At 30.4% G+C, this 14,404-nt stretch carries 12 protein-coding genes; 11 read left to right on the top strand and 1 reads right to left on the bottom strand.

The window, feature by feature from the left end; translation table 11 throughout:
* Positions 1-163: 163 nt before the first annotated feature.
* The 7 genes from JHL18_RS17750 (at position 164) to JHL18_RS17720 (ending at position 9,829) form a co-directional block, all read left to right on the top strand.
* Positions 164-2,308, top strand: a complete 2,145-nt coding sequence (locus JHL18_RS17750) for a sodium-translocating pyrophosphatase (protein ID WP_420839231.1) — start codon at positions 164-166, stop codon at positions 2,306-2,308.
* 157 nt (positions 2,309-2,465) lie between these two features.
* Positions 2,466-5,258, top strand: coding sequence for a sigma 54-interacting transcriptional regulator (locus tag JHL18_RS17745; RefSeq protein ID WP_200271696.1), 2,793 nt, complete (start codon positions 2,466-2,468; stop codon positions 5,256-5,258).
* 221 nt (positions 5,259-5,479) lie between these two features.
* Positions 5,480-5,899 carry a mannose/fructose/sorbose PTS transporter subunit IIA gene (locus JHL18_RS17740; protein ID WP_200271694.1) on the top strand — a complete coding sequence of 140 codons (420 nt, stop codon included), beginning with the start codon at positions 5,480-5,482 and terminating at the stop codon, positions 5,897-5,899.
* Between the two features lies 1 nt (position 5,900).
* On the top strand, positions 5,901-6,374 hold the full coding sequence (locus JHL18_RS17735) for a mannose/fructose/sorbose PTS transporter subunit IIB (protein WP_200271692.1): 474 nt from the start codon (positions 5,901-5,903) through the stop codon (positions 6,372-6,374).
* A gap of 98 nt (positions 6,375-6,472) precedes the next feature.
* On the top strand, positions 6,473-7,273 hold the full coding sequence (locus JHL18_RS17730; protein WP_200271690.1) for a PTS mannose/fructose/sorbose transporter subunit IIC: 801 nt from the start codon (positions 6,473-6,475) through the stop codon (positions 7,271-7,273).
* Positions 7,274-7,290: 17 nt separating this feature from the next.
* On the top strand, positions 7,291-8,121 hold the full coding sequence (locus JHL18_RS17725) for a PTS mannose transporter subunit IID (RefSeq protein WP_200271688.1): 831 nt from the start codon (positions 7,291-7,293) through the stop codon (positions 8,119-8,121).
* 484 nt (positions 8,122-8,605) lie between these two features.
* Positions 8,606-9,829 (top strand): HD-GYP domain-containing protein, encoded by a 1,224-nt coding sequence (locus tag JHL18_RS17720; protein ID WP_200271686.1) that lies wholly within the window; start codon positions 8,606-8,608, stop codon positions 9,827-9,829.
* Positions 9,830-10,013: 184 nt separating this feature from the next.
* On the opposite strand, the gene JHL18_RS17715 is transcribed toward JHL18_RS17720, so the two are convergent.
* A complete protein-coding gene (locus JHL18_RS17715) occupies positions 10,014-10,613 on the bottom strand; it encodes a tyrosine-type recombinase/integrase (RefSeq protein ID WP_200271963.1) in 600 nt (199 codons plus the stop codon).
* Positions 10,614-10,892: 279 nt separating this feature from the next.
* On the opposite strand from JHL18_RS17715, the gene JHL18_RS26500 reads away from it, so the two are divergent.
* The 4 genes from JHL18_RS26500 to JHL18_RS17695 all read left to right on the top strand — a co-directional run bounded on the left by JHL18_RS26500 (position 10,893) and on the right by JHL18_RS17695 (position 14,309).
* Positions 10,893-12,200 carry an EAL domain-containing protein gene (locus tag JHL18_RS26500; RefSeq protein WP_200271684.1) on the top strand — a complete coding sequence of 436 codons (1,308 nt, stop codon included), beginning with the start codon at positions 10,893-10,895 and terminating at the stop codon, positions 12,198-12,200.
* Positions 12,197-12,907 carry a hypothetical protein gene (locus JHL18_RS17705; RefSeq protein WP_200271682.1) on the top strand — a complete coding sequence of 237 codons (711 nt, stop codon included), beginning with the start codon at positions 12,197-12,199 and terminating at the stop codon, positions 12,905-12,907. Before JHL18_RS26500 ends, JHL18_RS17705 begins: the two co-directional genes overlap by 4 nt.
* Before the next feature lie 512 nt (positions 12,908-13,419).
* On the top strand, positions 13,420-13,590 hold the full coding sequence (locus JHL18_RS17700) for a hypothetical protein (RefSeq protein WP_200271680.1): 171 nt from the start codon (positions 13,420-13,422) through the stop codon (positions 13,588-13,590).
* A gap of 152 nt (positions 13,591-13,742) precedes the next feature.
* The gene (locus JHL18_RS17695) at positions 13,743-14,309 is read left to right on the top strand and encodes a 5-formyltetrahydrofolate cyclo-ligase (RefSeq protein WP_200271678.1); all 567 of its coding nucleotides are present in this window, start codon (positions 13,743-13,745) and stop codon (positions 14,307-14,309) included.
* Positions 14,310-14,404 lie beyond the last annotated feature (95 nt).

The following is a 14,404-nucleotide window of genomic DNA, read 5'->3' as shown; positions in this document are numbered from 1 at the left end:
AAGGTTACTTAAATTCAATAAAAATCTCTTTAATGAAAAGTATTTGTTGTACAAACATATGAATTTATGCTTACTATTATAAACATAGGAAGAGTTACAGTTATCTTAAGATGATTGTAATGTTAGTACGCTATCATAAGTTAATAATACTACTATGAGGGAGATGTTGTTTGTGACAGTTTATTTTGTCATAATTTATGGGGTTGTTCTAATTTCAGCTTTGGTTATACTTTATCTTGCAAAATACATATTTAAGCAAGATAAGGGTAATAAAAAGATGCAGGAAATTTCAGAAGCAATAAGAGAAGGAGCTATGGCTTTCTTAAAAAGACAGTATAAAACCATAACAATAATTGCATTAATTGTTCTAATAATAATTACATGCTCAGATTATTTTGCTAACAAATCTAAAGAAGGCGTAGATGCATTTAGTATAGCATGGCATACTGGAATCGCATTTGTTACAGGAGCGTTCTGCTCAGCTATATCAGGATATATTGGAATGTACATGACAGTAAATTGTAATGTAAGAACTGCTGAAGGAGCTAGAAAAGGCTTAAATAAAGCATTGCAAATAGCTTTTAGAGGTGGTACTATAACAGGTCTTGCAGTTACATCTTTATCACTTTTAGGTGTGACAACATTATTTTTAATATTTGGCGGTGCATCTGGAAATGATGTTCTAATAAAAGAAGCCCCATCATTAATTGTTGGGTTTGGTTTTGGTGCGTCTCTTGTAGCATTATTTGCTCAATTAGGCGGTGGAATATATACAAAGGCTGCTGATGTTGGAGCAGATTTAGTTGGAAAGGTTGAAGCTGGTATACCAGAAGATGATCCAAGAAACCCTGCAGTTATAGCTGACTTGGTTGGAGATAATGTTGGTGACTGTGCAGGAAGAGGAGCAGATTTATTTGAATCTACTGCTGCAGAAAACATAGGTGCTATGATACTTGGTGTTGCACTGTATCCTGTGTTTGGTGTTAAGGGGATTTTGTTCCCACTTGTAGCAAGAGCATTAGGAATTTTAGCATCAATAGTTGGTATATTCTTTGTAAACATTAAGGATGAAAGTAAAGATCCTATGATTGAATTAAATAAGGGTTATGGTATAACTACAATTATAGTATTAATCCTTTTAATATTTAACGTTAAGTACATGCTAGGAGGAACTCTTCCTAATGGTAATGAAATAAATTATTGGTTACTTTATGGTTGTGCTGTCACTGGTATAGCACTAGGATATGCATTTGTAGTTTTGACTAACTACTATACTTCTTGTGATCATAGACCGGTTCAAGAGATTGCAAAATCCTGTGAAACTGGACCAGCTACTAATATAATAACTGGAATTTCTATAGGTATGGAATCAACTACATTACCAGTACTACTTATTTCAGTTGCAATTTTTGCATCATATAAATTAGGAGAGGCAGCTCTTGGGGGAATAGCTAATTCAGGACTATATGGTACTGCTATAGCTACAATGGGAATGCTTTCAACTTGTGCATTCGTATTAGCAATGGATACCTTTGGTCCTATAACTGATAATGCAGGTGGTATAGCAGAAATGTCTGGTGCACCTGAAAAAGTAAGAGTTATAACTGATAGATTAGATGCTTGTGGTAACACTACTAAGGCACTAACAAAAGGATATGCAGTTGGATCTGCTGCACTTGCAACTTTCCTTTTATTCTCAGCTTATCTTGATGAAGTTAAGAAGATATTAGGGAAACCATTGGATTCTTGGTTTAGTGTAGATATAGGTAAACCAGAAGTGTTTATTGCAGCCTTTATAGGTGTTATGCTTGTATTCTTATTTAGTTCAACAGCTATAAGAGCGGTTGGAAGAGCAGCTCAGTATATAATCGTAGAAGTAAGAAGACAGTTTAAAGAAATACCTGGAATCATGGAAGGAACAGCAAAACCTGACTACGCTAGCTGCGTTGATATAGTTACAAAGGGAGCTTTAAAAGAGATGATACTTCCTGGTATCATCGTAATAGCAGTTCCTATACTAGTAGGTGTGCTTTTAGGAAAAGAAGCAGCAGCAGGATTTTTAATGATAAGTACAATAGCAGGTGTTGTAATGGCATTGTTCTTAAACAACAGTGGTGGAGCATGGGATAATGCGAAGAAATATATTGAACTTGGAAACATGGGTGGAAAAGGCTCTGAAGCACATAAAGCTGGAGTTGTAGGTGATACTGTTGGAGATCCATTTAAGGATACTGCAGGTCCATCACTTCATGTTTTGATTAAGCTTATAAGTACAATAACATTGGTATTTGTAGCTTTATTTAGATAGTGATCTCAATACTTTATATAGGAAATGGTTTCTTTAAAGAAACTGTTTCCTTTTTTCTTTGTAATATTATAGGTGCATCTATATATAATGTAATAATAAAAAGATTTAATCGACCATCTCGGAGGACAAGCGTAAATAGATAAAAGGAGGTATAAAGGTGAAAAGAATCGATAGGGTGTATAGTTACATAGTTGGTGAAACAAAAAAGATAACTAAGTGTGATTTAAATACTAACATTGGATTTAGTGCCATTGATATATCGGAGAAGTTAGATATTCTAAGGAACAATGTCAGCATGGAACTTAATACTCTTTTAAGGCAAGATAAAATAATAAAAATAAAAGGACGGCCTGTTCTGTATCTTGATAAGCCTTCAATAGAAGAAATTATAGGATATAAGCTTGAAGATGGGCCAATTGAGATTGATAGTGTCGAGGAGTTAATTAGAGAAGAAGGCAGGGAAAGTGAAGAGAGTGAGCTTAAAAGTCCTTTTGACTTTTTAATTGGGGCGGAATCTGGGCTTAAGAATCAAATTGAACAAGCTAAGGCTGCTATGCTATACCCTCCAAATGGTTTGCATACCTTAATAGTTGGACAAACAGGAGTTGGCAAAACTCTATTTGCAAATATGATGTACAACTATGCTAGGTACTCACAAAGACTTGGTGAAGAAGCTCCATTTATTATTTTTAACTGTGCAGATTATTATAACAATCCACAATTATTAATATCACATATCTTTGGACATGTAAAAGGTGCTTTTACTGGAGCCGATATTGAAAAAGGTGGTTTAGTTGAAAAAGCAAATGGAGGAATACTTTTTTTAGATGAAATCCATAGACTTCCACCTGAGGGACAAGAAATGATTTTTTACTTCATGGATACTGGTACCTATAATAAGTTAGGAGATACAGATAGAAAGAGAAAATCTAGTGTATTAATAATAGGAGCTACAACGGAAGAGCCAGGATCGTCATTACTTAAGACTTTTGTCAGAAGAATACCTATAGTAATTAATATACCAAGTTTAGAAGAACGACCTGTTAAAGATAAACTAGATATACTTAAGTTTTTACTATCAAATGAAGCTCATAGAGTAAATAAAAAAATAAGAATCGAATCCGATGCTGTAAAGGCATTAATAGGTAGTGCTTCTTATGGAAACATAGGTCAAATGAAGTCTAATATACAGCTTGTTTGTGCTAAGGGATTTCTAAATAGTATAGATAATAAAGACTCTATAGATATTGATTTTAAATCATTGCCTTCAGATATAAAAAGTGGATTATTTAGTTTGAGTGGAAAAAGAAAAGAAATTGAAGAATTGTCTCAATATATAGATTCTCAAATAGTAGTAACGCCTGGTGGTTATATAAACCTAATAGAAGAAGATGCATATGAACCACCTTTCAATTTATATAAGATTATTGAAGATAAAGCAGCGGTATTAAAATATGAAGGGTTAGACGAAGAATTTATAAAAAAGTTCATAACCACAGATATTAATATTCATATTAAAAGCTTCTATGACAAGTTTAAAAACAATGCATCGGATAGAGAAAAAATATTGAAGATAGTAAATGAAGATATACTAAATTTCGCTGAAGAAATTAAACTTCTTATAGAAAAGAAAACAAGTAAAAAGCTGAATGAGAGATTTTTGTATGCCTTAAGTCTGCACCTAAGTGCATTCTTAAAAAGAGTTGAAGGAAATACTCCATTAAGATATGCAAATATAGAAGACATAATTAAAGATAACCCTGAAGAATTCAATATGTCTATGGAAATTAAAAATCTAATTGAAAAGCGGTACAATATTGTGGTTCCAGATATGGAAACAATATATCTCACACTTCTTATCAGTACCATAAATGATGCCCAAAAGGCTGAGCATGTAGCTGTTATTGTGGCAACTCACGGGAATAATACTGCGAGCAGCATGGTAAATGTAGCTAAGAAGCTTTTAGGTGAAGGTGTAGTTGATGCTATTGATATGCCTTTAGAAGTAAGTCCTAAAAAGATATTAGACGACATGATAAGTAAGGTTAAAGAAATAGATATGGGAAAAGGTGTATTGCTATTAGTAGATATGGGATCTTTAGCTAACTTTGGTTCCATTATAACAGAAAAGACTGGGGTAAAGGTTAAGACAATAGACATGGTATCAACTCCTTTAGTATTAGAGGCTGTTAGAAAAGCTAATATATTTGATATGGATTTAGAAACCATATATGAATCTTTAAGAGATTTTAGAGGATATGGTGGATTGATGATAGAAAGCGAATCCACAAATGATAAGGATAAGGCGATTATAACCATATGTTCAACTGGCGTAGGAACAGCAGAGAAGCTGAAAGAACTGGTAAGTGATATTATAACTAATTTAACTGATAAAGAAATTGAGATAATACCTGTAGGAGTTAAAGAGTTAAATAAAAAGATGGACTCTATAAAAAATAGATATGACATTATTGCTTCGGTTGGAATAATGAATCCAAGCATTAGTGCACCTTTCATATCATTAGAAGATTTAATTGGTGGCAATGGAGAACAGATGCTTGCGGGTATAGTTCAGCAGCATCATATACAAGTTAAACCAAAGGATACTAATATTGTAGTAAAAGATTTATGCCTTGATAGTTTAAAACAATTTCTAACTTTTTTAAACCCTTTTAAAGTTATTAGTGTATTAATGACTTTTTTAAGAGTATTAGAAACAAACTTAAATAAAAAGTTTGATAATTCTATGTGTATCAAGATAGTTGTTCATGTAGGGTGTGCTTTGGAAAGAATGGTAGTTAACGATGGATTAATATTTAGAGATAACATAGATGAGTTAGATAAGAATGTAATTAATGCACTAAAAGATTGCAATAATATGGTGAAAAACTCATTGAATATAGAATTATCGGATGATGAAATTTATTATATCGTTGAAATGCTTCAATGATGTATTGAGAAAAGTATCAAAAGTCTAATATAGATAATTTTAGAGTATTAAAAAAATCTAAAAGTGTATTAGTGAAATGGATTTTATAAGTTTTTGAAAAAAACTTTGGCTTAAATACTGTATTTAGATATAAAAATATTTTGATACACTATTTTGGCACGATAGTTGCTAAATATAAAAGCGTGAGAGATAGGGATTAAGATTTCGGGGGGGATAAAAGAATGGTAGCTCTAGTTATAGGAACTCATGGAAAATCTTCAGAAGAGTTGTTAAAGTCAGCAGAGATGATATATGGAAAACAAGAAAATGTAGCAGCAGTAACATTCGAACCAGGTGAAAATACAGATGACCTTCTGATGAGATATAGAGAAAAGATGTCAGAATTAAACTGCCAAGAAGGGGTGCTTTTCTTAGTAGATTTATTTGGTGGAAGTCCATTTAATGCAGCAAGCAGAATAGCTGTAGAAAATGAAAATATGGATGTAGTAACTGGGGTTAGTATACCAATGCTACTTGAGACATTTGGAGTAAGGGCTGGTTCCAGTGTTCAAGAAGTTTTAATTGTAGCAAAAGAAGCTGGTATCAAAAGTATAAAATCATTAAAAGAAACATTATCTCAAAGCAATGAGGAGGATTTATAAAATGAATATTGTTTTAGCACGAATTGACGACAGATTAATCCATGGACAAGTGGTTACAATTTGGTCAAAGGAAACTAGATGTGAAAGAATAATAGTTTGTAATGATGAGGTTGCAGCAGACCCAATAAGAAAAACTATTTTAACACAAGTTGCGCCTCCAGGGGTTAAAGCAAGTGTTGTAGATGTAGAAAAAGCTATAAGAGTTTATCAAAATCCTAAATACGAAGGTGTAAGAGTATTACTACTTTTCACAAACCCAACAGATGTATTAAGAATGGTTCAGGGTGGAGTAGATATAAAGAGTGTTAACATAGGCGGAATGGCATTTAGAGAAGGAAAGAAGCAAGTAACAAGTGCTGTTTCTGTAGACCAAAAGGATATAGATTCATTTAAGGCGCTAAATGAAAAAGGTATTGAATTAGAAATAAGAAAGGTAGTCACTGACTCTAAAGTTGATATGATGACAAAAATTTGATTTTGTCATTAAGCTCAAGTGTTATTTTGTGTAGTTTTATGAAAACGTTTATTAAATAATTTTTTAATAAAGAATTTATTTTTAAGGAGGAAAGAAAAATGACTATCAATGCACTGCAAATCGTATTAATATTTATAGTTGCATGTATTTCTGGTATGGGTAGTGTTCTTGATGAATTTCAAACTCACAGGCCACTAGTTGCGTGTACACTAATCGGACTTATTCTTGGAGACTTAAAAACAGGTATTATAATAGGTGGTACTCTTGAAATGATGGCTCTTGGCTGGATGAACATAGGAGCAGCTATGGCACCAGACGCAGCACTTGCAAGTATAGTATCAACAATATTAGTTATAGGTGGAAAACAAAGCATTGGTACTGGTATCGCAGTAGCTATTCCAATAGCGGCTGCAGGACAAGTCCTTACAATATTCGCGAGAACCTTGTCAGTTGTTTTACAACACAAAGCTGACCAATATGCAAGAGAAGGTAACTTAAGGGGTATAGATTTTATGCACTTAGGTGGGTTAGCAATTCAAGGTCTACGTGTTGCTATACCAGCATTATTAGTATCAATGTTCGTTGGAACTGATGCAGTTCAAAATATGTTAGGGGCAATACCAGAAGTTATAACTCGTGGGTTACAAGTAGCAGGTGGATTCATAGTTGTAGTTGGATACGCAATGGTTATCAACATGATGGAAGCAAAATACTTAATGACTTTCTTCTTCCTAGGTTTTGTCGTAGCAGCATTCTCAACATTAAACCTAGTAGGATTTGGTGTAGTAGGAACAGTTTTAGCAATAGTTTATATACAATTAAGCCCTAAGTATAATAAGTCAGCTGTAGTTGCAGGAGTAGCAAGCAACAGTGATGCAGATGACGAATTAGATGATTAGTAGAAGGAGGTATTATCATGGCTAATAATAACCAAAAAAAATTAACCAAAAGTGATTTAACTAGCGTGTTTATTCGTTCGAACTTCCACCAAGCATCATGGAATTTTGAGAGAATGCAGGCTTTAGGATATTGCTTCTCAATGGTACCAGTTATAAAGAGACTGTACGAAGGAGAAGAAAGAAAATTAGCAATGAAGAGACATCTTGAGTTCTTTAATACTCAACCATTCGTTACTGCTCCAATACTTGGTGTTACTGCAGCTATGGAAGAAGAAAGAGCTAACGGAGCACCAATCGATGACGGTGCTATAAATGGTATTAAGATAGGTCTTATGGGACCTTTGGCAGGTGTTGGCGACCCAATATTCTGGGGAACATTAAGACCAGTAGTTGCAGCTCTTGGTGCTTCAATAGCTTTAACTGGAAGTATTGCAGGTCCAATATTATTCTTCGTATTATTTAATGCAGTACGTCTTGCTATAAGATGGTTTGGTGTTGAATATGGATACAAAAAAGGTCTTGATGTTGTAAAAGATATGGCAGGAAACAGACTTCAAAAATTGACAGAAGGAGCTTCGATTCTAGGATTATTCGTAATGGGCGCTCTAGTTTCAAGATGGACTACTGTTAATATACCTCTAGTGGTTTCAAAAATTACTAATCAACAAGGTAAAGAAGTTGTAACTACAGTTCAAGATATATTAAATCAATTAATGCCTGGCTTAGTCCCACTTGTATTAACATTCGCTTGCATGAGCTTGTTAAAGAAGAAGGTTGGTGCTATTTGGATAATCTTTGGATTATTTGCAGTAGGTATCATAGGGTACTGGTTAGGAATACTGTCTTAATAAGTTTTTATATAAAAAAAGGAATCTGGAACGATTCCTTTTTTGCTTTTTAAAAAATATTAAATAAGATAATGTATTTTAAACGATAATTGATATTAGGAAAAAATATGACTAGTGTAATAAAGTATAAAGGTGGTAGAATAGAATTAAAGATGTAGCACTTTGAACCGAAAGCTATTTTTAAAACTCTCAAGGGTTATAGTGAGAGAATTTAAAAATAATAAGTTTTATTACGAAGTGGTACATCCATATATATAGTGTTCCATTACGAAAACTTAAGTTATGCATGTTCGAAAATCGTGCACTTATGAATTTTAGGCATACATAACTTAATAGTTGAAGTTAAAACCCTATAATATAAAGTTTATAAAAAGTAAGCTATAGTTTTTAGAAAATATAACTTCTGAAGCTTTTAAAAAGAATGAGATTAGCTAAGGAATTGTAGCACCGCTATAGAAAAATGGACAAAGGAGTAATATAAATAATGCTATTTTATATGAATGAATTTCTAACTGCAGTATCTTTTGCGTTAGACTTTATAGAAATGGATCTATCAGGAGTTACTTCCAACCATGGAAAGAGAACTGCGTACATATCATTAAAAATAGCCAAAGAGCTTGGATTAAGTTTTAAAGAACTACATGATATAGTGGCTTTAGGTATGCTTCATGATATTGGTGCAGTAGAAAGAGGATTAGTTAAAAAAATTAATACAGAAAGTAATTATAGTCTCAAGAATGCTGAAGACACAGTAGCTCATTGCAGTATTGGAGAAGACAGCATAAGTATGTATCCTTTCCTTACTGATGTTACTAATGTAATCAAATATCATCATGAAAGATATGATGGAACAGGTTACTTTAATATTAAAGGCGAAGATATACCTAAGATGTCTCAAATAATTTCAATGGCAGATGAGATTGAATTAAATTTTGATTTGAGAACTAGTGATTTTCAAATCAGAAAGAGAATACAGGATTTTATAAAAAGTAAAGAGAATACACATTATTCAGCAAAATTGGTAGAGGCTTTCTTAAGGGTATCTAGCCATACTAGTTTTTGGATTGATTTAAAAGATAATTTTATAGCATTAGCTTTACAAAAAATCCAACCAAAGTATTCAGTTGATATTTCTTTTGAACAAATAAGATCTATAACTCAGGTGCTTTCTAGGATAATTGACTCCAAATCACAATACACCCAACGACATTCTAAAGAATTGTCAGAAAAAGTTGATCTTATGGCTGAGTTTTATGATTATAGCGATGAAGAAAGATTTAAGTTGATAATAGCAGCTGATTTACATGATTTAGGTAAGTTAGCTGTACCGAATGATATATTGGATAGCACTAGTTCGCTAAGTGAGGAAGAATTTTCAGTTATTAAAGAACATACTTACTATACTAGAGTTGCGTTAGAGCAAATAACTGGTTTTGAAGATATTGCAGAATGGGCAGCTAATCATCATGAAAAACTTAATGGATTAGGGTATCCTTTTGGAAAAAACCATAAACAATTAGATTTTAATTCAAGACTAATGGGTTGTCTTGATATTTATCAGGCACTTACAGAGGAAAGACCGTATAGACAATCATTAAGTCATGCTCAGGCAATGGACATATTAAATGATATGTGTAAGAATGGATTTATAGATAGTAATATATGTAAGGATATAGATATTGTTTTTGGAACAAAAATATGTAAGTAAATATTTGGGGTTGAATAATACAAATTTCAGTCTTCAAGCATAATATAGATTAAAGAATAAAAAAGAAGAATGTGTCGCATGCCAAGTTCCCCTCATATGCATTGGGAAAGGTAAATGCAGAAAAAATCACTGAAAGTCGCTTCAGTGATTTTTTCATAATGTAAGAAAACAAGATCTTATAAAACTAAACCATTTCACTTCTTTCGTCTAATTTAGTGTACATCCTCTCTTGTTGCCTTGTAGTAAATTGAAAATATATTTCAGTGTTAGAAACTACTTTATGACCTAGCCACCATTGCAGTTCTTTTATATCCATATCTGATTCTGCTAAATGAACAGCGGTAGTATGTTTTATTGAATGAAAGTGATGCTTGCTTTTATCCTCCACAGCTGCTAGTAAACAATATTTTTTTATTAAATAGTCTAAGGTTTGTCTAGAAATTGGATTGTTCTCTTGACTTCTAAAAATTACTTCAGAGTCTAAGATTATATTTGAACACTCTATATGTTTATCTAAAATATCTTTTGTTTTTGTATCAAGTCTAATAGTATTATTCTTACTTCCTTTTAGTCTTTGACAATAGATTTCACCTTTGTTTGAGTTGTAATCTTCTCTTTTTATCAAGGCAATTTCTGATGCTCTTAATCCACACCTATAAGCTACTCTAAAAATAGCTAAATCTCTCAATGAATGCGAAGTGGGTGAGTTTTCTATTGCATTAAATATGCGTTTCATCTCATTCTGTGTAAAATATTTGATTTTAGAACCTGTATTTCTCACTATAATCCTCCCAACGCAAAATATTATACAAAATAAATATTTTGACCAAAATATTATAACATAATATAACTTAGTAACCAATTTTTTATATAAAAATTTAGTATAATTTTATAAAAAAATATAAAACTAATAAAATATTAAAGGAAATTAAATAAAAAAAGGATAATAACAAGAAATATGGTTTATTAAGGAAGAGTAATAACGATTTTTTAGACAAAATATTTATTTTGTAATAGTAATATAAAGTATTGTTACATATAAGTCAAATGAGGAGGGGACTAAGTGAATTCTAATTTTGAGAAAAAAATTTTTAAACCCAATTTTTATAATTTAAGTTATTCTTTTAAGGAAATGAACTTAATTATAGATGAGAATATAAAAAGAAATGATTCTATAGTACTTGTAATATTTGATATAGAAAATTTTAAAGATATAAATACGATTTATGGATATGATTTTGGTAATTTAGTGTTGGATAAAATAATGAGCATCATAAAAGAAATATATTCAAGTAATGGCTCTCTTTTTAGATTTTGTGGAGACAAGTATGTACATATAAATTGTGAGAAAAAAGGTATAGATAATATTATTTCAATGTCGGAAAAATTACTAACCAGAGTTAAAGAACCAATAATTATATATGGACAAGGTGTCTGTATTACATTAAGTATTGGAATAAGTTTATATTCTAATCATACAAGCCATCCTCAAGATGTGATGCAACAAGCAGAGATAGCTTTAGAGCAAGCTAAAGAAGAAGGAGGAAGTTGTTACAAGATATTTAATAAGCAGAATAATTTAATTAAGAAAAAGCTGTTAGCTATGGATTTAAAGAAAGCTTTATATATGAAGCAATTTTTATTGTATTTTCAGCCTCAGTTTAATATAGATAATGGTAGTATAGAGTCTGCAGAAGTTTTAATAAGGTGGAAACATGAGATAGAAGGGCTAATAAAGCCAGATAAATTTATTAAAATTATTGAAGAAAACAACTTTGGAATTGAATTTGGAAACTGGGTAATAAGGGAGTCATGTAGACAGAATATGATATGGAGACAGAAAGGTCTTCAACCTATTCCTCTATCCGTTAACATCAGCCAGGGACAATTTTACGATAAGAATTTTATAAGTAATTTAGAAAATATCTTACTTGAATTTGACTTAGAACCTGAGTATTTACAATTAGAGATAACGGAAAGAATATTTATAGATTCTTATGAGAGGGCTTTAAATATAATTAAAAATATAAAAAGTTTAGGAATAAAAGTAGCATTAGATGACTTCGGAACAGGCAATTCATCTTTAATTAGTGCAATGAGCTTACCTTTTGATATTATTAAGTTAGATAAGTTTTTTTTGAATAATATTGAATATGATTTGCGTAAGAGGCAGCAAACCACAGTAATATTTAAATTTCTTAAATCTATAAATGATAACATAATTATTGAGGGGATAGAGAATAATACTCAGCTAGAATTTGTAAAAGAAAATGGATTTAACAAAGTACAAGGATTTTTATTAAGTCAACCTTTAGAATGCTCTAATTTTGAAAAGTTACTAAAACAAAATAAAGTGGTTGAAGAAATATGATACAAAATATACATATAACAGAAAAGATTATCAAACTGAAAAGTAAATTGAAGTATTATATAATTAATGGTCAATTTGCAGACAAAAACAAGATATCAAAATTAAAATCAAATGAATTATTAGAATATTTTGAATGGGTAAATAAAAATTCTAAATTAATTTTTAAGAGATGTGAGCAGATTAGATTGACATTCAATAATTTCAATAACATACTACTACAATGTGATAAAGAAAGTTATAAGATAATTAAAACTATATTAGAATACGATGTGTCGGATTATATTTTTAAGGAATTGTTTGAAATAAACAAGCTTTATGATGAAAGTACGAAAGGTATTTTATATAGGCTGAAAGAACAAAGAAAAGGAAGTAGAATATTTATTCAAGACAATTATAATAAAGTTTATAAACAATTAGATTTAGGAGAAATATTTAGATGCATAACCATTATAAATGATAGATTTGTTTCTATTTATAATGAAGTGGACAGGTTTGACAAATATATATATAGTTACATTCGAGAAGTTATGTTAGAGAGAATGAATAACTATTATAAACAAAACCAAAATACTATATCAATAGAAATAATTAAAAACATAGATATTATCGATGAATATACAAAATTAATGTTATTTCAAATAAAAAAATTAAGAATAGAAAATAAAAATTTTATAGAAATGAAAAAAAGTATTTATGCAAGGATCTAGACATAAATTTCATACAAACAATAAGCATATAAAGATATAGTTGAAAGATTAAATTAATACTTGTGAACTTGAATTGTTGATAAAAAGAGAATATTTACGCTTGTAATATAGAAAGGTGGAAAAATGTATTGACAAAACTTATGAAAATGTTATAATACTAATATAAAGCAAAGGCGCTTTTACTATTAGGGTAAAAGCGCCTTTGCTTTATAAAAATTAAATTATGTTATTTCTTAATAATCATAATAATATATAAAACCTTACTTTTCCCTTTCATGTGTGATAGATATAAAGATGAACCACTTCGATCCGAAATTTATTTTTAAAACTCTCACGGGTTTTGGTGAGAGAATTTAAAAATAATAAATTTTATTATGAAGTGGTGCGTCCGTAATTCTATCACTTTTTTTTACTGTATAGGAAATTGGTGATTTATATTATATAGGTATAAAAAGTAGAAAATTAATACAAAATAAATCCATAATATTCCTAGAAGACAGGAGAGATATGATATGTGGCTTTTTAAATATCTTTTTAGTAAGAAGTATAGAGAAAGATATTACAATAATTTAATTGCCGATATTACTAGTACAGAATATAACTTGGAAGAGGGAGATAAATTATATATAGAGATGAATATTCCTCATAAAGATATTGTTGTCAATAAAGAGCATACTAGCTAAACTATAAAGCCTTCTTGCAACAAGAAGGCTTTGTGCTTTAATATATATTTATACATAAAAATATGTGTATAAGTTTTTTAAGAAATCTAATTTCAGACATTTAAGAATTAGATATTAGAAATTGAGCAATTAATTGCACTTGAGGAGATAGGATGGATAAGAAAGGTTATAGAGAACTGATAAAGCAGAAGAGAAGTACTTTGGATATAATTATGAAAGAAGAATTTGATAGAAATATAAGAAGTATGCTTTTACAGACAGAAGAATATAAATCTTGTATAGACTTATTTATATATATATCTATTGGTGGTGAAGTAGATACACATGAAATAATAAATAAATCGTTGGAATTAGGGAAAAAAGTATTTGTTCCTAAAGTAAATAAAAATACTAAAGAAATGAATGCTGTACAAATAAATTCAATTAAGGATTTAGTGGAGGTACCTCCTTTTAATATATTAGAGCCAAAAGAAATTAGTAAAGTGGTGCCAGAGGATAGTATTGACTTAATAATAATGCCAGGACTAGCTTTTTCTAAGAGTGGAGATAGACTTGGATATGGTGGAGGATATTATGATAAATTTCTAAAACATAATAGAAAAGCACCTAGGATTGCACTAGCATATGAATTTCAAATTTTTGATTCTATACCTATTGAAGTCTATGATGAAAAAGTAACACATATAATATCAGAAAGAAGTATACGTACAATTATATAAAAGTATTTTTATTGTTAAAATTTATTTGTAATTACATGTATGGTATAATATTAACAATAATTCTAAAAATATACTTTTATTACTAAGTGGTACAT

It is taken from the genome of Clostridium yunnanense (assembly GCF_016595795.1).
GTDB lineage: Bacteria > Bacillota > Clostridia > Clostridiales > Clostridiaceae > Clostridium_AR > Clostridium_AR yunnanense.
The sequence above is the reverse complement of the archived record's forward strand: the minus strand, read 5'-3'. Positions and strand labels throughout refer to the sequence as shown.

What these genes read in the sequence shown, in the direction of transcription:
- JHL18_RS17750 (WP_420839231.1), top strand. Translation starts at nt 164, where the DNA reads ATGTTGTTTGTGACAGTTTATTTTGTCATAATTTATGGGGTTGTTCTA.
- JHL18_RS17740 (WP_200271694.1), top strand. Translation starts at nt 5,480, where the DNA reads ATGGTAGCTCTAGTTATAGGAACTCATGGAAAATCTTCAGAAGAGTTG.
- JHL18_RS17735 (WP_200271692.1), top strand. Translation starts at nt 5,901, where the DNA reads ATGAATATTGTTTTAGCACGAATTGACGACAGATTAATCCATGGACAA.
- JHL18_RS17730 (WP_200271690.1), top strand. Translation starts at nt 6,473, where the DNA reads ATGACTATCAATGCACTGCAAATCGTATTAATATTTATAGTTGCATGT.
- JHL18_RS17725 (WP_200271688.1), top strand. Translation starts at nt 7,291, where the DNA reads ATGGCTAATAATAACCAAAAAAAATTAACCAAAAGTGATTTAACTAGC.
- JHL18_RS17720 (WP_200271686.1), top strand. Translation starts at nt 8,606, where the DNA reads ATGCTATTTTATATGAATGAATTTCTAACTGCAGTATCTTTTGCGTTA.
- JHL18_RS17705 (WP_200271682.1), top strand. Translation starts at nt 12,197, where the DNA reads ATGATACAAAATATACATATAACAGAAAAGATTATCAAACTGAAAAGT.
- JHL18_RS17700 (WP_200271680.1), top strand. Translation starts at nt 13,420, where the DNA reads ATGTGGCTTTTTAAATATCTTTTTAGTAAGAAGTATAGAGAAAGATAT.
- JHL18_RS17695 (WP_200271678.1), top strand. Translation starts at nt 13,743, where the DNA reads ATGGATAAGAAAGGTTATAGAGAACTGATAAAGCAGAAGAGAAGTACT.